The organism is Sphingomonas kyungheensis, assembly GCF_037120395.1.
Lineage (GTDB): Bacteria > Pseudomonadota > Alphaproteobacteria > Sphingomonadales > Sphingomonadaceae > Sphingomonas > Sphingomonas kyungheensis.
The window spans coordinates 703181-721120 of the sequence record NZ_JBBBDM010000002.1 but is presented as its reverse complement, the minus strand read 5'-3'; the positions used below and the strand labels follow the sequence as shown (position 1 = coordinate 721120).

Below are 17940 nucleotides of genomic sequence, written 5' to 3'. Positions count from 1 at the left end.
CAAGCATAGGGCATACGTATTCACGACCGCTTTCGCCACGGCCCGGGCTGCGGTAAAGCCGGACGATGACGGTGAAAGGCAGAGGACGGGGCGCGGGCGCGAACGACAAGCCGACCTCGTTCGACATCGCCGCGCGCGCCGGCGTCTCGCAGCCGACGGTCAGCCGGGCGCTGCGCGGCGACCGTACCGTCAGCGCCGCCACCCGGATGCGGATCGAGGCGATCGCGCGCCAGCTCAATTACAAGGTCGACAAGAACGCCTCGTCGCTGCGCCGCGGCCAGAGCATGACGCTGGCGCTGCTGTTCTTCGAGGACCCGCTCGACGACGGCAGCTTCATCAACCCCTTCTTCCTGTCGATGCTGGGATCGATCCTGCGCACCTGCGCGGCGCGCGGCTATGACCTGCTCAGCTCGTTCCAGCAGCTCTCCGCCGACTGGCACACCGATTATGAGGACAGCCGCAAGGCGGACGGGATCATCCTGCTCGGCTATGGCGACTATGAGCTCTACAAGGCGCGGCTTGCGGCACTGGTCGCGCAGGGCACGCATTTCGTCCGCTGGGGCTCGGTCGACACCGATGCCGGCGGCGCGACGATCGGCTGCGACAATATCGCCGGCGGGCGGATGGCGGGAACGCACCTGCTCGGCCGCGGCCGACGGCGGATCGGCTTCATCGGCGACGCCGACGATCACTATCCCGAATTCCGCGACCGCTATCGCGGCCTGTGCGCGGCGCTGCGCGAGGCGGGGCAGTCGGTCGATCCCGGCCTGCACGTCGATGCGCTGTCGGTCGAGCAATCGGGCTATGATGCGACGCGCCGGCTGCTCGCCCGCGACATCCCGTTCGATGCGCTGTTCGCCGCCTCCGACATCATCGCGCTCGGCGCGGTGCGCGCGCTCGCCGAGGCGGGGCGGCGCGTGCCGGAGGATGTCGCGATCATCGGCTTCGACGACATTCCCGCCGCGGCGACGACGCAGCCGCCGCTCACCACGATCGCGCAGGATTACCGCAAGGCCGGTGAGGTGCTGGTCGACACGTTGCTGCGCCGCATCGCCGAAGAGCCGACCGACACCGCCTTGCTGCAACCGCGGCTGATCGTGCGCGGCTCGACCTGAGCCGACGCGCTCATCGCGCCGGCATCGCGCAATGGCGGGCGACATAATCGGCGTGGCGCGGCATCGCCCCCGCCTCGCGGCGGTAGAGCAGGTCGAGCGTCTCCATATAATCGCCCAGGTCCTGCGGCGCGATCCGGTCGGCGAGCGGATGATGCGCCCCGGCCGCCACCCCCTGCCCGGCGAGCACCTGGAGCCAGCCGTCCTCGGTGAACAGTTCGTCCGCCTCGCGCACGATCACCCCCGCCTCCTGCCACAAGGCGATCCGCGCGCGCAGGCTGTCGGGGAGCGCCATCGCGCGGCACGCCTGCCAGAAGGGCTCGCTCCGCCCGTTCGCCCAATAATGGAGGATGAGGAAGTCGCGGATCCGCTCGATCTCGAAGGCGGTCTGGCGATTGTATTCGTCGCGCAGCGCCGCGGCGACGGGCAGCGCCGGCAGCAGCTTGACCAGCCGCGCGATCGCCGACTGGATGAGGTGGATGCTGGTCGATTCGAGCGGCTCGAGGAAACCGCTCGCCAGCCCGATCGCGACGACGTTGCGCTGCCACGCCTGCTTGCGCCGCCCGGTGACGAAGCGCAGCGGCCGCGGATCGCCGAGCGGCGCGCCCTCGACCGTGCCGGTCAGCGTTGCCGCGGCGTCTTCGTCGCTGGTGAACGCGCTCGAATAGACATAGCCGTTGCCGGTGCGATGCTGCAGCGGGATACGCCACTGCCAGCCGGCCGCGCTGGCGATCGCGCGCGTATAGGGCAAGGGCGCCGCCGCCGCCTCGGTCGGCAGCGCGAGCGCGCGGTCGCAGGGCAGCCACTGCCGCCAGTCCTCATAGCCCGCGCCGAGCGTTTCCTCGATCAACAGCCCGCGAAACCCGGTGCAGTCGATGAACAGGTCCCCGGCGATCCGCGCGCCGCTGTCGAGCAGCAGCGCGGTGACATCGCCGCCCTCGCCGTCCCGCTCGACGCGGACGATCCGCCCCTCGCTGCGTTCGACGTCGCGGTTGGTGGCGAAGCGGCGCAGATAGGCGGCGTAGAGGCCTGCATCGAAGTGGAAGGCATAGGGCATCGCCGGGATCGTCGCCGCGGTCAGCGGATCGCCGCGATGCATCCGCCCGGCCCGCGCCGCGATCGTGTTGAGATTGTATCCGTCGAGCGGCCCGGCCAGCCCGAGCCGGCGCGCGCGCAGCCAATAATGCTGGAAGGCGATCAGCCCGACGTCGCGGCCGACATCGCCGAAGCCGTGCATATAGCTCTCGTCCGGCGCGCCCCAGCCGTCGAAGGCGATGCCGAGCTTGAAGGTGCCGCCGGTCGCACGCAGGAACGCATCCTCGTCGAGCCCGAGCGCCTGGTTGAACAGCCGGATCTGCGGGATGGTCGCCTCGCCGACGCCGACGGTGCCGATCGCCTCCGACTCGACCAGATGGATGCGATAACCGTCCTCGAGCAGATGGCCGAGCGCCGCCGCGGCCATCCAGCCCGCCGTGCCGCCGCCGGCGATGACGATGGTGGTGACGGGTGGCTCGGTCATCGGGTGCGCTCCGCGATCAAACGGCGGCGTGCGAAGGGGATTGCACGCCGCCGCCCCTGGGGATCAGAACTTGTAGGTGACGCCGATATAATAATCGCGGCCATAGCGCTGATAGTCGATCACCTGCCGCGGATCGTCGTTCTGATAGGTGATGAACGGCCGGTCGGTCAGGTTCTTCGCCTGCGCGAGGATCGAGAAGCCCTTGAGGAAGCCCTCCTGGAATTCATAGCCGATCTGCGCGTCGAGGATGCCTTCCGACTTGGCGGTGCGATAGGTCGGCGTCGCCGACAGACCCGCCACCTCGGCGAGGAAGTCCGACCGGTAGCGATAGTTGGCGCGTGCCTGGAAGCCCCATTTCTCGAAGTAGATCGTGCCGCTGCCGGTCCATTTCGACAGGCCGGGCAGCGTGATCGCCTGCGTCGGGTTGCTCGCGAACTTGATCGTCGACTGGGTGTAGTTGCCGCTCGCGAAGATGCCGAAGCCGTCGAGCGCGCTGGTCAGCGCCTTGAACGGCAGCGACACCGTCGCCTCCACGCCGAGCACTTCGCCGCGACCGGTATTGGCCGGCGCCGACACCACGCCGGTTGTCTGGCCCGCGGCGATCACCTGCGCCTGCTGCGCCGCGGTCAGCGCCGGCAGCAACGCGGTGAAGTCATAGGCATAGCTGTTGTTCGGATCGACGAAATCGGTGAGGTGCTTGAAATAGCCCGACAGCGCGACATAGCCGCCGGCGTCGAAATATTTCTCGAACGACATGTCGATGTTGGTCGACTGATAGGGGCGCAGCGCGACGTTGCCGCCGGTCGAGGAGAAGACCGGATAGAGGCCGGCCGGCGTACGACCGATATTCGTGAGGTTGATCGCGACGTCCTGCGTGACGCGCTCCTGGTCGAGGCGCGGACGCACCATCGTCTGCGACGCACCGAGCTTGACGTAACCGTTGTCGATCAGCTCGACCGAGAAGGTCGCCGAGGGCAGCACGTTGGTATAGGTGACGCGCTCGTCCGCCGGAGCGATGGTGACGTTGCCGGTGACGACACTGGCGATCTGGCCGACCGAACGCTGCTGCGAATGGACCACCTGCACGCCGAGCGCGCCCTTGACCGCCTTGCCGCCGAGGTCGCCGTCGAGCGTCAGCTTGGCATAGCCGGTGTAGACGTTCTCGATGACGCGATTGTCGCGGACCAGCGCCGACGGGCGGTTGTCATAGGCCGAGGCGAAGCTGTTGTTGTAGACGTAGAGCGGATCGTAGGTCAGCATCGCCGGGATGCCGAGATAGGTCAGCGGGATATTGGTGCCGAGCAGCGCCTCGCTGGGCACCGTCGCGCTGGTCGGCGTGCCGCTGGCGAGCGTGCAGCCCGTCCCCGTCCCCTTCGGGCAGAGGAAGTAGGAGGTATAGGCGCTGGTCTTCTCGCGGCGGCTGTAATTGCCGCCGACTTCCCAGCCGCGCACCAGGCTGCCGTCGAACTCGCCGTTGAGGCTGGCGCGCAGCGACTTGAGATCGTCCTTGAAGCTCGGCCGGTTGAGGAAGCCCGACTGGACGACCTGCTGCGTGCCGTTGTTGCCCCAGCCCTGCGGGTCGGTCAGCTTGAGCACGTTGGTGTTGGTGTAATCGAGCGTCGGCACGATCCGGTAGGTGCCGTTGCCGTTCTGCGTCACGGTGACGGTATCGGCGGCGCCGCTCTTGGCGAAGCCGGTGCCGGTGTTGGTCTCGAGCAGGAAGTCGGTGCGCGTCGCGCGGCTCCAGCTCGCATCGACGTTGAAGTGCAGCCGGTCGGCGATCTTGAAATCGTTGTTCCAGCCGAGCGACAGGTTCTTCGCCTTGCGCTGGTTATAGTCGTTGCGCTGCACCGCATAGACGTTGGTGAAGGTCGTCGTCGTGGCGAAGCCGTTGTCGACGGTGATGCCGCTCTTGGTCGGATCGGAGAAGCCGAGCGGGAATTCGATGCCGCGCAGATGCTGCGTTTCCTGGAAGTCGGAATAGAGCGCGTCGAACGTCGAATGGAACGTGTCCGACGGCTGCCATTCGATCGTGCCGACCGCGCCATAGCGCTTGAGCTCGTTCGACTGGACATAGGGCTTGGCGCCGCCCAGCACATAGGGATCGGCGGCGGTGCCGCTGCCCGAATAGCCCCAGGCGTTGTAGCGCTCGTCCTGCGACGGCGTCTGCGTCCCCGACACGCCGATCGCGATGCCGAGCGTATCGTTGGCGAATTTGTCGATATAGGTCGCCGACGCGCGATAGCCGTAGCGCGACGAATCGGGGTTGAGGTTGTCGATGCCGTTCATCTGCCCGCGCGCGTTGATCGCGAAGACGCGGCCGCGCTGTTCGAGCGGGCGCAGCATGCGCAGGTCGACCGTGCCCGAGATGCCGGCGGCGATCAGCGATGCGTCGGCCGATTTGTAGACGTTGACGTTGCGGAAGAACTCCGACGGATATTGGTCATATTCGACGCCGCGGTTGTCGCCGACCGTCACCTGTTCGCGGCCGTTGAGCAGGGTGGTGGAGAAATCGGGGCCGAGGCCACGGATCGACAGGCGCTGGTCGCGGCCTTCGAGCCGCTGCGCGGTGACGCCGGGCAGGCGCGCGAGGCTGTCGGCGATCGACACGTCGGGCAGCTTGCCGACGTCCTCGGCCGAGACGCTGTCGACGATCAGCGTCGAATCGCGCTTGATCTTGGCGGAATTGGCCAGGCTGGCGCGGATGCCGGTGACGACGATGTCGTTGTCGGCGGTGGCGTTCTCGGCGGTCTGCGTCTGCGCGGCGTCCTGATTGGGGGTCGGCTCGGCGGCGGGCGCGGGCGATTGCGCGGTCGCGGCGGCGGGCGGATTGGCGGTCGGCGACTGCGGATTGGGCGCTTCCTGCGCGAAGGCGGCCCCGCCGGTGACCAGCAGCACGCTGGCGATGGTGACGGTGGTCGAACGCAGCATCGCGCGGGTGCGACGTGCGGAATTGATGTCGGTCTGGGACACGAAGAATCCTCCCCCTGATGGCGTCATGCCCCCACCCGCTCCATCGCGGATGATCAGCTGACTGTGTGTCCGGCTTGTGAACGCGGGGGGAGAAACAGCCAAGTTGGCCACATACGTATTCACGGCAGAGGGTTAGCGGCGTGGTTTTCCTGCCACGCAATGTGTCATCCGGTCGCGTCGAGGAAGGTGTTGACGGTCAGCCGCCCGCGGGCCGGATCGGCGTGCAGCGCCAGATCGACAGGCAGATCCGCGCAGTGCAGCGTGTTCGAACGATAGAGGATGGCGCGGTTGAACCGTCCCTGATGCACCGCGAGCCGCTCGAACACCGGCGTGTCGCCGGCGATATAGCCCGCCTCCGGCAGGCCGTGGCGGGCGAGATCGGCATCGAGCGCAGTGCGATAGGCGCCGATCCGCGCCGCATCGATCGACTCGAAGCCGGTGGTGCGATGCCGGTAGAAAGCGGTGCCGCTGCGCTCGTCCGGGGACAGATAATGGAGCAGCGCGAGGCGGCGCGGCGACAGTTCGTCGAAATGCGGCAGCCGCTGGATCGGGGTGAGCGCGGCGGGCGGCGTCGTCACGATCGAATAGAAGGCATCGGCGATCGTCAGCCTGCCGACCCCGAACGCCGCGCGCGCGACCGGCTCGAGCCGCGCCAGCAGATCGCGCAACAGCCGCGGCGCGACGGGTGCGCGGATGCCGGGATAATGCGGCCCGATCGGCGCGAACGACAGGAAGGCGGCATCGTCGCGGAACCGTTCGGCATCGGCGAACCCGTCGATCACCACCACCGGCTGCGCCTCGGCGCCATGATGTTCGATCGATACTGTCCACGCCATGCGCGCCTCTTCGATGATGGCGCGGCCAAAGACAATGGGGAGGGCCTCGCCAAGCCGTTGGGGAGATGGGGAATCGGAGAACCGCACGGTACGATGGCTGCGCCTGTGCGGCCGCCCCTGGGGCACGCCCTACCAATGCTCCCGCGCAACCGGGAGCCGAGGTCTCCCTTTGCCGCGGGCGGTTGTTCTGCCTGGCCACCGGCTTCCCGCCTGCGCGGCAATATGGTCATGGCGGCGAGCTGAGTGCTTCCACAGCGGCTGCCGCGGTCGGCTCGTGAAGCGATCCAATCGCACCGGCTACGATAAAAAATCAGCCGCCGGCGACTCGCCCAAGACCGCGGCGCGACTCGCCCGTGGCCGTCCCAACCCGGTGCATCGGTTCGATTCCAAGCCTTGACCCTTTGTTCATAGTACTGGAACATAAGGCGAACAAATGAGTCGAATCCGCATGTCCGCTCCCGCTCCCTCGCCCGCCTCCCTCAGCCATCTGCGTGCCTTGGCAGCGGTGCGTCCGGTGGTGGGCGGGGTGCTGCCGTTCGGGGTCGACGCGCTCGATGCGCGCATCGCCGACCATGGGCTGGCGCTCGGCGGGCTGCACGAGGTGTCGCCGGCGACGCCGACGCTGAGCGACGATGCCGCCGCGACCTTGTTCGCCGTCGGCGTCGCCGCGCGCGCCGCGGCGGCGAACGGTCGGCGGGTCTTGTGGGCGCTGACCCGCTTCGATCTCTACGCGCCGGGGCTCGAACAGGCGGGGCTCGACCCGGCGACCCTGTTGTTCGTCGAGGCGCGCGACGACAAGGACGTGCTCGCGGTGATGGAGGACGGCTTGCGCCACGGCGGTCTCGCCGCGGTGGTCGGCGAGGTCAAGCGCGCCGACATGGTCGCCACCCGCCGGCTCCAGCTCGCGGCGATGAGCGGCGGCGCGCCGGCGCTGCTGTCGCGGCGCTGGCGGCGGCAGGGCGTCGATCCGCTCAGCGACCTGTCCGCGGCGATGACGCGCTGGCGGATCGCCTGCGCGCCCTCGGCGCGGCTGCCCGCGCCGGGCGTCGGCCGGCCGCGCTGGACCGTCGAACTCGCCCGCCAGCGCGGCGGGCCCGGCTTCACCCTCGAACTGGAGGCATGCGATGCCACGGGTCGCCTCGCTCTACCTGCCGCACCTCGCGATCGAGCGGTTGCGGCGGATCGAGCGACCGCGCGCGCTGCCTGAACCGCAACGCACGCCGCAGCTTCCGGTCGACGACGACCCCGGCGCCTGTTCGGTGCCGCGGGGCGGCGGCTGGCGTCCCGGCGCACGCTGGGCGCGTGACGCGGATGCACGCGCCGCGATCGTCGAGGAGACGGCGACGCTGCCGCTCCACCAGCAGCCGACGATGCGCGAACTCGGCCGCCGGTCGGAGGCGGCGGACCATCCGTTCAAACGCCCCCTCCCCGCCCCGCCGGGTCAGGCGCGCCCCGTCGCCGCGGCGGCGCATGCCGTCCCGCTGATTCTCGCCGAGACGATCGGGCAGCGCCAGCTGATCGCCGCCGCCTGCCCCGCCGCGCAGGCGCTCGGGCTGACGCCGGGCATGGCGGTGACGCAGGCGCGCGCCCTGGTCGCGACGCTCGACGTCCGCGCCGCCGATCCCGCCGCCGACCGGGCGGTGATCGACGGCCTCGTCCTCCACGCGATTCGTCACTGGACGCCGACCGCCGCGGGCGAGGCCGACGGGATCTGGCTCGATCTCACCGGCGTCGCGCATCTCCACGGCGGCGAGGCGCGGTTCGGCGCGCGGCTGATCCGCTTCTGCCGCCGCTTCGGCTATAGCGCGCGCGTCGGCATCGCCGGGACGCCGGGCGCGGCGCATGCGCTCGCCCGCTATGGCCATGAGCCGCTGATGCGGATCGCCAGCGGCGGCGAGGCGCAGGCGCTGGCCGCTTTGCCCCCCGCCGCGCTGCGCCTGGCGCCATCCGCGCTCGCCGCCGCACAGCGCTTCGGGCTCGATCGCATCGCCGATCTGCTGCCGCTGCCGCGCGGGCCGCTCGCGCGTCGGCTCGGTCTCGCCAGCGTCCGGCGGCTCGACGAGGCGCTGGGCCGCGTCGCCGAACCGATCGTCGCGGTGGTGCCGCAAGAGACCCCGGAGACGGTGCGCCGCCTGCTCGAACCGATCGCCACCGCCGAGGCGATCGAACAGGTGATCGGCGACCTGCTCGCCGACATGATCCCGCTGCTGCGCCAACGCGGCCGCGGCGCGCGGACGCTGGTGCTGACGCTCGAGCGGATCGACGGCAGCGCGCAGCGGATCGCGATCGGCACCGCCCGCGCGACACGCGACGCCGCGCATCTCGCCCGCCTGTTCCACCTGCGCATCGAGCGGATCGAGCCGGGCGACGGGATCGAGACGATGCGCCTCGCCGCGCCGCATAGCGATCCGCTGGGCGCGACCGCGCTCGCCGCGCGGCTCGCCGGCGACGAACCGGTCGCCGATGTCGCGACCCTGGTCGACCAGATCGCCGGGCGGGTCGGCGAGGCGGCGCTGTTCACCGCTGCGCCGGTCGAGAGCGACGTGCCCGAACGCGCCGTCCGCCGCACCGACGCGCTCGCCGCGCCGACCGGCTGGCCGGCGTGGCGGCGGCCGGTGCGGCTGCTCAGCCGGCCCGAGCCGCTTCACGCGGTGCTCGCCTTGCTGCCCGATGCGCCGCCGCGCCGCTTCACCTGGCGCGGCAAGGTCCATGCGGTGGTCGCCGGCGACGGCCCCGAACGGATCCACGGCGAATGGTGGCGGCGCGACGGCGAGATCTGGGCGGTGCGCGACTATTTCCGCGTCGAGGACGAGCAGGGCGCGCGCTTCTGGCTGTTCCGCCGCGGCGACGGCGTCGATGCGGCGACCGGCGATCTCAGCTGGTATCTGCACGGGCTGTTCGGCTGATGGCCGCCACCACCTATGTCGAGCTTCAGGTGACGAGCCATTTCTCGTTCCTGCGCGGCGCCTCTTCCCCCGACGAGCTGTTCGCCGCCGCCGCGCTGCAAGGCCACACCGCGCTCGGCATCGTCGATCGCGGCAGCGTCGCCGGGCTGGTCCGCGGCTGGGAGGCGCAGAAGGCGACCGCCGTGCGGATGATCGCCGGCGCCCGCGTCGACCTCGACGACGACCGCGCGCTCTTGCTCTACCCGATCGACAAGCCCGCCTGGTCGCGGCTGACCCGGCTGCTGACGATCGGCAAGGCGCGCGCCGGCAAGGGCGGCTGCACGCTCGGCTGGGCGGATGTCGTCGCGTGGAGCGAGGGGCTGGTCGCGATCCTGCTGCCCGATGCGGCCGATGCCATCGCCGCCGCGCATCTCGCCGACCTCGGCGCGGTCTTCGCCGACCGCGGCTATTGCGGCCTCGCCTTCCGCCGCCGCCCCGACGATGCGCTGCGGCTGCACGATCTCGCCGCGCTCGCCGCCGCCGCACGCGTCGCCACCGTTGCGGTCGGCGACATCCTCTATCATGCGCCCGAGGCGCGGCTGCTGCAGGACGTGGTCACCGCGATCCGCGAGAAATGCACCGTCGATACATTGGGCTACCGGCGCGAGCGCCACGCCGACCGGCACCTCAAGTCGCCGGCGGAGATGGAACGCCGCTTCGCCGCCTTCCCCGCGGCGATCGCCGCCACCGCCGACATCGCCCGCCGCTGCACCTTCGATCTCGGCGAGCTCAGCTACCAATACCCGCACGAGCGCGTCGTCGCCGGGCTGACCGCGCAGGGCGCGCTCGAACAGCTGACCGAGGCGGCCGCGGCGCGGATGTTCCCCGACGGCCTGCCGCAGGCCTATCGCGCGCAGATCGACCATGAGCTGCGGCTGATCGCCGAGCTCGGCTACGCGCCCTATTTCCTCACCGTCAACAGCATCGTCGCCGAAAGCCGGCGGCGCGGCATCCTGTGCCAGGGGCGCGGATCGGCGGCGAACAGTTGCGTCTGCTTCGTGCTCGGCATCACCAGCATCGACCCGATCCGCCACGAGCTCTTGTTCGAACGCTTCATCTCCGGCGAGCGGCGCGAACCGCCCGATATCGACGTCGATTTCGAGCATGAGCGGCGCGAGGAGATCATCCAGTGGATCTATGAGACCTATGGCCGCAACCATGCGGCACTGACCGCGGTGGTCACCCGCTATCGCGCGCGCGGCGCGATGCGCGAGGTCGGCAAGGCGCTCGGCCTGCCGGAGGACCTGACCAAGGCGCTCGCCGGGCTGATCTGGGGCTGGAGCCAGGAAGGCGTCGGCGAGAAGCAGGTCGCGCAGCTCAACCTCAACATGAACGACCGGCGGCTGCGCCTCGCGCTCGACCTCGCGCGCCAGCTGATCGGCGTGCCGCGCCATCTGTCGCAGCATCCCGGCGGCTTCGTGCTGACCCATGACCGGCTCGACGATCTCGTGCCGATCGAGCCCGCCGCGATGGTCGACCGGCAGGTGATCGAATGGGACAAGGACGATATCGACGCGCTCAAGTTCATGAAGGTCGACGTGCTCGGCCTCGGCATGCTCGGCTGCATGAACCGCGCCTTCCACTTGCTCGCCGAGACGAAGGGCGTGGCGGTCGGCATGGCCGACCTGCAGGACGACGATCCCGACGTCTATGCGATGATCCAGAAGGCCGACACGCTCGGCACCTTCCAGATCGAGTCCAGAGCGCAGATGAGCATGCTGCCGCGGATGAAGCCGACGCGCTTCTACGACCTCGTCATCGAAGTGGCGATCGTCCGCCCGGGCCCGATCCAGGGCGACATGGTCCACCCCTATCTGCGCCGCCGCGAAGGGCGCGAGACGCCCGACTATCCCCGCCCGGAGCTGCGCGCGGTGCTGGAGAAGACGCTCGGCGTGCCGCTGTTCCAGGAACAGGCGATGAAGGTCGCGATCGTCGGCGCGGGCTTTACCGCCGCCGAAGCCGACCAGCTGCGCCGCGCCATGGCGACGTTCAAATTCACCGGCGGGGTCAGCCACTTCTACGACAAGCTCGTCGAAGGGATGGTGTCGCGCGGCTATCCCCGCGACTTCGCCGAACGGACGTTCAAGCAGATCGAGGGCTTCGGCTCCTACGGCTTCCCGGAAAGCCACGCCGCCTCCTTCGCCAAGATCGCCTATGCCTCCTGCTGGATGAAGCATCACCACCCGGACGTGTTCTGCGCCGCCCTCCTCAACGCGCAGCCGATGGGCTTCTACGCGCCGGCGCAGGTGGTCCGCGATGCGCGCGACCATGGCGTCGAGGTCCGTCCCGCCTGCATCAACGCCAGCCGCTGGGACTGTACGCTCGAGCCGACGCGCGGCCGGTATCTGGCGGTGCGGCTCGGCCTGCGCCAGGTGCGCGGGCTCGCCAATGCGCATGGCGCCGCGATCGTCGCGGCGCGCGGCGACACGCCCTTCGGCTCGGTCGAGGAAGTGTGGCGCCGCGCCGGCGTGCCGCGCGCGGCGATCGAGCGGCTGGCGGAGGCGGATGCCTTCCACGGCTTCGGCGCGGACCGTCGCCAGGGATTGTGGAAGGTGAAGGGCCTGGGCGACGCGCCGCTGCCGCTGTTCGCCGCCGCCGATGCGCGCGACGCCGCGTTCAGCCCGGAGGGACTCGAACCCGACGTGTCGCTGCGCCCGCTGTCGGACGGGCGCGAGGTGGTGGAGGATTATCGCGCGCTGCAACTCTCGCTGCGCGCGCATCCGCTCGCCTTCCTGCGCGACGAGCTGACCCGCCGCGGCATCACCCGCTGCGCCGATCTCGCCACCATCAAGGACGGCCGCTTCGTCGAGGTCGCCGGGATCATCCTCGTCCGCCAGAAGCCGGGCAGCGCCAAGGGCGTGCTGTTCATCACCATCGAGGACGAGACGGGCATCGCCAACGGCATCCTCTGGCCTGACCGGTTCGAGGCGCAGCGCCGCACCGTCATGTCGGCGGCGATGATCGGCATGAAGGGCCGGGTGCAGAAGGAGGGGCAGGTGATCCACGTCATATGCGACCGGATCGTCGACCATGGCGGCCTGCTCGCGCAGGTCGGCCAGATGGACTTTCCGCACGCCACCGGCCGCGGCGACGGTGCGCGCCATTCCGGTGCCCCCGATCGGGGCGATGCCGGCTGGCGCCCGGGTCCGCGCGACAGCTATTGGCCGCCGCATGCCGACGGCATGGATCCGGAAGCGGTGGTGCGCGTCAAGTCGCGGGACTTCCACTGACCGCCGTTGCAGGCCACAGCCGCGACCAACCACTTTCGAGGAACACCTATGCGCCAGGCGACCACCCTCCTCCGCATCGACACCCGCCGCCGCGGCCTGCTCGACGTCACGCCCGACGTGCTGCGCTGGGTCGCGGCGCAGGGAATGACGACCGGGCTGCTCACCGTCTTCTGCCGCCATACCTCCGCCTCGCTGGTCATCCAGGAGAATGCCGCCCCCGCGGTACGGCGCGACATGGAGGCCTATTTTGACCGGCTCGCGCCCGAAAGCGGGACGTACGAACATGACGACGAAGGCCCCGATGACATGCCCGCGCACCTGCGCACCGCGCTGACCGGCGTCCAGCTGTCGATCCCGGTGATCGACGGCGCGCCGGCGCTCGGTACCTGGCAGGGCATCTACCTGTTCGAGCATCGCACCAGCCCGCACCGGCGCAGCCTCGCGCTGCACCTGAGCGGCGAATGACGCGGCCCCGCCTCCGCGGTGAAACGTTGCCGTTTGGAGCCAAGTCGTTCATCGCTCGTTCCACTGGGACGATGTATAGGCGACGGGTTCGCCGCATCCGCGAGCGAATGGAGTATTGGAGTCATGATTCATCTGGGCCGCAAGGCCGTGGTCGCGGCGCTGGCCGCCTCCACGCTGATGGTCGCGGGCTGCGCGACCGAGACCACCTATCGCCCCGCCACCGGGCAGGGCTTCAATCGTACCGGCTATAGCGATCGCCGGATCGAACCCGACCGCTATCTGATCACCTTCGCCGGCAACAGCGTCACCTCGCGCGACACGGTCGAACGCTACCTGCTGTTCCGCGCCGCGGAGCTGACGTTGCAGAACGGCTATGACTATTTCGTCATGGCCAATCGCGACACCGATCTGCAATCGCGCACCTACAGCACGCCGGGGATCGGCGGCGGCTGGGGCTATGGCGGGTTCGGCGGCTATTGGGGTCCGTCGTGGCGCTATTACGGCCGCGGGTTCGGCTGGCGCAGCTGGGACCCGTGGTTCGGCGGCGGCTTCGGCGGCGGTCCGTGGGGCAACGACTTCGACATCCGCACCATCGACCGCTACGAGGCGAGCGCCGAGATCGTCATGCGCCGCGGCCCGATCCCGCGCGACAATCTGCGCGCCTTCAACGCCCGCGCGGTGGTCGACAGCATCGGCCCGACGGTGGTGCTGCCGAAGTAATCGCGGCTTTCCGTCTGCCAAAAAGGCCGGGTCACCCAGGTGGCCCGGCCTTTTTGTTATCGTCGTCCGTTATGCATCCAAGCGCGAGTTTGGCACCATCCCTGTATTCCCGCGCAGGCGGGAATCCAGTGTCAAACAGAACGACGACTGAAGCAAGGATACTAGGCTCCCGCCTGCGCGGGAGCACTGGTAAGCCTAAGTCGTCGCACTTACGGCATTCGGCCGATCCAAAAGACAGAGGCCTGTTGCTTCCCAGACCCTAGGCTCCTGCTTTCGCAGGAGCACCGAGCGGCGAGCCTTGCCTCAGACCGTCACCGCGCCGTGGCAATGCTTGTACTTGCGACCCGAGCCGCACGGGCACGGCGCATTGCGGTTGACGCGGCCTTCCCAATGTTCCGGATTGTCGCCGAGCACCGCCTCGGCATCGGGCTGGATCATCTGCATCGGCGGGATCTGGGTAGTGATCCGGCCCAGCGTGCCCGCATCGACGTCGTTCGAATTGTCCTCGCCGGTGAACGGGTCGAAGTGGGTGGTGATGAAGTCGGGCAGCTCGGGGAGCGGCGGCGCTTCCTGGATCTGGAACTGCGCGTGGGCGATCGTCTTGGTCACGTCCTCACGGATCGAATCGAGCATGCGCTGGAAGAGCGAGAAGGCTTCCTGCTTGTATTCGTTGATCGGCGTCTTCTGCGCATAGGCGCGCAGGTGGACGACCTGACGCAGCGCGTCGAGCGTCGCGAGATGCTCCTTCCAGTGATGGTCGAGGTTCTGGAGCAGGATCGACTTTTCGACCTGCGTCCACGTCTCGGGATCGAGCTCGCCCGCCTTGGCGGTGATCGCGGCATCGGCGGCCTCGCGCACCCGCTCCTCGACCAGTTCGGGATCGATCGATTCCTCGGCGAGCCAGTCGTCGACGGGCAGGTCGAGGTTGAGGATCTCCTGCAACCCCGTCTTCATGCCGGCGATATCCCATTGCTCGGGATAGCTGTTCGGCGGGCAGGCGCTGCCGACGATGACGTTGACCGTCTCGGCGCGCATGTCGCTGACCACGTCGCCGACCGCATCGGCATCCATGATGTCGGCGCGCTGCTCGTAGATCACCTTGCGCTGATCGTTCATCACGTCGTCATATTCGACGACCTGCTTGCGGATGTCGTAGTTGCGCGCCTCAACCTTCTTCTGCGCGGTCTCGATCGCCTTCGACAGCCACTTGCTGCCGATCGCCTCGCCATCGTCGATATTGTTGCGCATCATCTTGGCGAACAGCGTGTCCGGGCCGAAGATGCGGAGCAGATCGTCATCGAGGCTGAGGTAGAAGCGCGACAGGCCGGGATCGCCCTGGCGGCCGGACCGGCCGCGCAACTGGTTGTCGATGCGGCGGCTCTCGTGCCGCTCGGTGCCGAGCACGAACAGGCCGCCCGCGGCGAGCACCTCCTGCTTCTCGACCTCGATCTCGGCGCGGATGCGCGTCGCCTCCGCCTCATATTCCGGCGTGCCCTCGACCAGATCGGGATGCTCGTCGAGCATGCGGAATTCGAGATTGCCGCCCAATTTGATGTCGGTGCCGCGACCCGCCATGTTGGTGGCGATCGTCACCGCCGCCTTGCGGCCGGCCTGCGCGACGATATGCGCCTCCATCTCATGGTAGCGCGCGTTGAGGACCTTGTGCGCGACGCCCTCCTGGACGAGGAACTCGCTGAGCAGTTCGGACTTCTCGATCGACACGGTACCGACCAGCACCGGCTGGCCGAGCGCGGCATGTTCGCGGATCTTCTTGGCGATCGCGCGGAACTTGTCGTTGGTGTCCTTGTAGAATTCGTCTTCCTCGTCGATCCGGCGGACGCCGACGTTGGTCGGGATGGTGACGACGTTCATCTTGTAGATGTCGTAGAATTCCGCCGCCTCGGTCGCCGCGGTGCCGGTCATGCCGGCGAGCTTGGGGTACATGCGGAAATAGTTCTGGAAGGTGATCGACGCCATCGTCTGGTTCTCGGGCTCGATCGTCACGCCTTCCTTGGCCTCGACGGCCTGGTGGAGACCGTCCGACCAGCGCCGCCCGTCCATCATCCGGCCGGTGAACTCGTCGATGATGATGACCTTGCCGTCCTTGACGATGTAATCGGTGTCCGCCTTGAACATCTTGTTGGCGCGCAGCGACTGGTTGACGTGATGGACGACCTGCGTGTTCTCGAAGTCGTAGAGGTTGGCGCCCTCGAGCAGCCCGGCCGCCTCGAGCATGCGCTCGATCCGCTCGGTGCCGCTCTCGGTGAGGATGATCGACTTCTGCTTCTCGTCCTTCTCGTAATCGTCGTCGGTCAGCTGCTTCACGATCGCATCGACGCTCATGTACAGTTCCGACTTGTCGTCGGTCGGGCCCGAGATGATCAGCGGCGTCCGCGCCTCGTCGATCAGCACCGAATCGACCTCGTCGACGATCGCCATGCTGAAGGCGCGCTGGACCATGCTGGCGCGCTCGTACTTCATGTTGTCGCGCAGATAGTCGAAGCCGAATTCGTTGTTCGTGCCGTAGGTGATGTCGCTGTTATAGGCGGCGCGGCGCTGTTCGTCGGTGAGATTGGGGATGATCGTGCCGACGGTCAGGCCGAGGAAGCGATAGACCTGCCCCATCCATTCCGCGTCGCGCGCCGCGAGATAGTCGTTGACGGTGATGACGTGGACGCCGTCGCCCGGCAGCGCGTTGAGATAGGTCGCCAGCGTCGCGACCAGCGTCTTGCCCTCGCCGGTGCGCATCTCGGCGATCTCGCCGCGGTGGAGGACGATGCCGCCGATCATCTGCACGTCGAAATGGCGCATGCCGAGCACGCGCACCGCCGCCTCGCGCACCGTCGCGAACGCCTCGGGCAGCAGGTCGTCGAGCTTGGCGCCATTGGCGAGCTGCTCGCGGAACTTCGTCGTCTGCGCGGCGAGCTGGTCGTCGGACAGCGCCTGCAATTGCGGCTCGAAATTGGCGATCTTCTGGATGATCGGGTTGAGCGATTTGACGTAGCGGTCGTTGGACGAGCCGAAGAGCGATTTGGCAAAGCCGCCGAACATAGACTTATTCCTGCAAGGACGCGCGCGGCCGGAGGCGCGCAGCATCGAGTGTCATCAAAGGGGGATCGGCCGAAGCCGCAACGACGGGTCGGCGCTATTCGCGGCGGCGGCTCGCATAGAGCGGGACGATCGCGGCGAGCGCGAACGCCGCAGGTGCCGCTGTCGCGGCGACCTGCCGAACCCGTGGCAAAGCCTGTACCGGACGGGCGGCGATCCGCGCCGGCACCGCCTGCGCCTCGGCGACCGCCGCCGCCACCGCGACGGCATGCGCCGCAGCGGGCGCACGCATCGCCGACGCACCGCCGGTCAGGGCGGACAGCAAAGCGGAAAGGAGCAGCAGCAAATTCATCGCAGTCCTGCCATAGGGACTGCATGCGCAGGCGTCCACCGACGAAGCGTCTGTATTACCACAGGCTCCGTACCGGATATCGCCGCACCGTCGCATCGGCGAAGACCAATATGGCATCCAAATGCCGGCATGGGGGATGAGCATGCGGTCGACCGGATCGCCGTGCAGATACGGCAACAGTCGGGTGGCCTGCCAAAGGGCGGCTGGCAGGGGGACGATATCGAGCGCCAGAGCGTCCAGCGCGGTCGCCAAATCGGCCGCCATGGGCGAGCGGCCACGCCGGTGCAAGTCGGCATACTCCCAAGCGATCACTGCGCTGACCTGCAACTCCGCACCCGGCCTCAACACAGCCGACGAGCCGCTTGAGACAGTCGCTGCTCAGCGCTCAGATCGAGACGATAACGTGGGCATCAAGCAGCAGGCGCAACGATACGAGCCAGCCGAGCATCATAATCGACGCGATCAGCCTCCAGGGCAGCAAGATCGAGATCAAGCCCCTGTGCCAGATCCCGGAACAGGCCGACCGCCGATTTGCGTTTGCGGGCGATACGTTCGACCTCGTCAGCTGTCCTCGACACGATTGGGACAAGGCGTACCCGCGGATCACCGGCGTCGTTTAGAATGACATCCTCGCCGCGACCGCCGCTGCGACCAACTCCGGCAACCGGCTGTCCGCATCGCCGACGCTGAGATGGATGGGCGGAGGATAGATTCGGGGCTTGGCTTTATCAAGCTGACGA

At 68.6% G+C, this 17940-nt stretch carries 12 protein-coding genes; 7 read left to right on the top strand and 5 right to left on the bottom strand.

Annotation, left to right across the window (positions count from 1 at the left end; genetic code table 11):
- Positions 1 to 65: 65 nt before the first annotated feature.
- A complete protein-coding gene (locus V8201_RS07420; protein ID WP_271300613.1) occupies positions 66 to 1115 on the top strand; it encodes a LacI family DNA-binding transcriptional regulator in 1050 nt (349 codons plus the stop codon).
- A gap of 10 nt (positions 1116 to 1125) precedes the next feature.
- Here the strand turns inward: V8201_RS07420 and V8201_RS07415 are convergent, their stop codons facing one another.
- From V8201_RS07415 to V8201_RS07405, 3 genes are all read right to left on the bottom strand, one after another.
- Complete coding sequence (locus V8201_RS07415) at positions 1126 to 2631, bottom strand: tryptophan halogenase family protein (RefSeq protein ID WP_336544874.1); 1506 nt, start codon at positions 2629 to 2631, stop codon at positions 1126 to 1128.
- A 63-nt stretch (positions 2632 to 2694) separates the two neighbouring features.
- Positions 2695 to 5562, bottom strand: a complete 2868-nt coding sequence (locus V8201_RS07410; protein WP_336544922.1) for a TonB-dependent receptor — start codon at positions 5560 to 5562, stop codon at positions 2695 to 2697.
- 206 nt (positions 5563 to 5768) lie between these two features.
- Positions 5769 to 6440, bottom strand: a complete 672-nt coding sequence (locus V8201_RS07405; RefSeq protein WP_336544873.1) for a DUF6445 family protein — start codon at positions 6438 to 6440, stop codon at positions 5769 to 5771.
- Between the two features lie 448 nt (positions 6441 to 6888).
- Between V8201_RS07405 and V8201_RS07400 the strand changes: the two genes are divergently transcribed.
- The 5 genes from V8201_RS07400 (at position 6889) to V8201_RS07380 (ending at position 13800) form a co-directional block, all read left to right on the top strand.
- Positions 6889 to 7647 carry an ImuA family protein gene (locus tag V8201_RS07400; RefSeq protein ID WP_336544872.1) on the top strand — a complete coding sequence of 253 codons (759 nt, stop codon included), beginning with the start codon at positions 6889 to 6891 and terminating at the stop codon, positions 7645 to 7647.
- The gene (locus V8201_RS07395) at positions 7565 to 9346 is read left to right on the top strand and encodes a Y-family DNA polymerase (protein WP_336544871.1); all 1782 of its coding nucleotides are present in this window, start codon (positions 7565 to 7567) and stop codon (positions 9344 to 9346) included. The genes V8201_RS07400 and V8201_RS07395 overlap by 83 nt, the downstream gene beginning before the upstream one ends.
- Positions 9346 to 12615, top strand: a complete 3270-nt coding sequence (locus tag V8201_RS07390; RefSeq protein ID WP_336544870.1) for an error-prone DNA polymerase — start codon at positions 9346 to 9348, stop codon at positions 12613 to 12615. The genes V8201_RS07395 and V8201_RS07390 overlap by 1 nt, the downstream gene beginning before the upstream one ends.
- 48 nt (positions 12616 to 12663) lie before the next feature.
- The gene (locus V8201_RS07385; RefSeq protein WP_037531032.1) at positions 12664 to 13080 is read left to right on the top strand and encodes a secondary thiamine-phosphate synthase enzyme YjbQ; all 417 of its coding nucleotides are present in this window, start codon (positions 12664 to 12666) and stop codon (positions 13078 to 13080) included.
- A 123-nt stretch (positions 13081 to 13203) separates the two neighbouring features.
- A complete protein-coding gene (locus V8201_RS07380) occupies positions 13204 to 13800 on the top strand; it encodes a CC0125/CC1285 family lipoprotein (protein ID WP_271300607.1) in 597 nt (198 codons plus the stop codon).
- 303 nt (positions 13801 to 14103) lie between these two features.
- Here V8201_RS07380 and secA read toward each other — a convergent pair whose 3' ends face one another.
- Complete coding sequence (secA, locus tag V8201_RS07375; protein WP_271300606.1) at positions 14104 to 16851, bottom strand: preprotein translocase subunit SecA; 2748 nt, start codon at positions 16849 to 16851, stop codon at positions 14104 to 14106.
- Between the two features lie 94 nt (positions 16852 to 16945).
- On the bottom strand, positions 16946 to 17200 hold the full coding sequence (locus V8201_RS07370) for a hypothetical protein (protein WP_336544869.1): 255 nt from the start codon (positions 17198 to 17200) through the stop codon (positions 16946 to 16948).
- A gap of 362 nt (positions 17201 to 17562) precedes the next feature.
- On the opposite strand from V8201_RS07370, the gene V8201_RS07365 reads away from it, so the two are divergent.
- A complete protein-coding gene (locus V8201_RS07365; RefSeq protein WP_336544868.1) occupies positions 17563 to 17820 on the top strand; it encodes a hypothetical protein in 258 nt (85 codons plus the stop codon).
- The last annotated feature ends 120 nt before the right edge of the window (positions 17821 to 17940 follow it).

Bases quoted from the DNA above. Each gene is read 5' to 3' on its own strand.
- V8201_RS07415 (WP_336544874.1), bottom strand. From the start codon at position 2,631: ATGACCGAGCCACCCGTCACCACCATCGTCATCGCCGGCGGCGGCACG.
- V8201_RS07390 (WP_336544870.1), top strand. From the start codon at position 9,346: ATGGCCGCCACCACCTATGTCGAGCTTCAGGTGACGAGCCATTTCTCG.
- V8201_RS07395 (WP_336544871.1), top strand. From the start codon at position 7,565: ATGCCACGGGTCGCCTCGCTCTACCTGCCGCACCTCGCGATCGAGCGG.
- V8201_RS07385 (WP_037531032.1), top strand. From the start codon at position 12,664: ATGCGCCAGGCGACCACCCTCCTCCGCATCGACACCCGCCGCCGCGGC.
- V8201_RS07400 (WP_336544872.1), top strand. From the start codon at position 6,889: ATGTCCGCTCCCGCTCCCTCGCCCGCCTCCCTCAGCCATCTGCGTGCC.
- V8201_RS07420 (WP_271300613.1), top strand. From the start codon at position 66: ATGACGGTGAAAGGCAGAGGACGGGGCGCGGGCGCGAACGACAAGCCG.
- V8201_RS07410 (WP_336544922.1), bottom strand. From the start codon at position 5,562: ATGCTGCGTTCGACCACCGTCACCATCGCCAGCGTGCTGCTGGTCACC.
- V8201_RS07380 (WP_271300607.1), top strand. From the start codon at position 13,204: ATGATTCATCTGGGCCGCAAGGCCGTGGTCGCGGCGCTGGCCGCCTCC.
- V8201_RS07370 (WP_336544869.1), bottom strand. From the start codon at position 17,200: ATGAATTTGCTGCTGCTCCTTTCCGCTTTGCTGTCCGCCCTGACCGGC.
- V8201_RS07405 (WP_336544873.1), bottom strand. From the start codon at position 6,440: ATGGCGTGGACAGTATCGATCGAACATCATGGCGCCGAGGCGCAGCCG.
- secA (WP_271300606.1), bottom strand. From the start codon at position 16,851: ATGTTCGGCGGCTTTGCCAAATCGCTCTTCGGCTCGTCCAACGACCGC.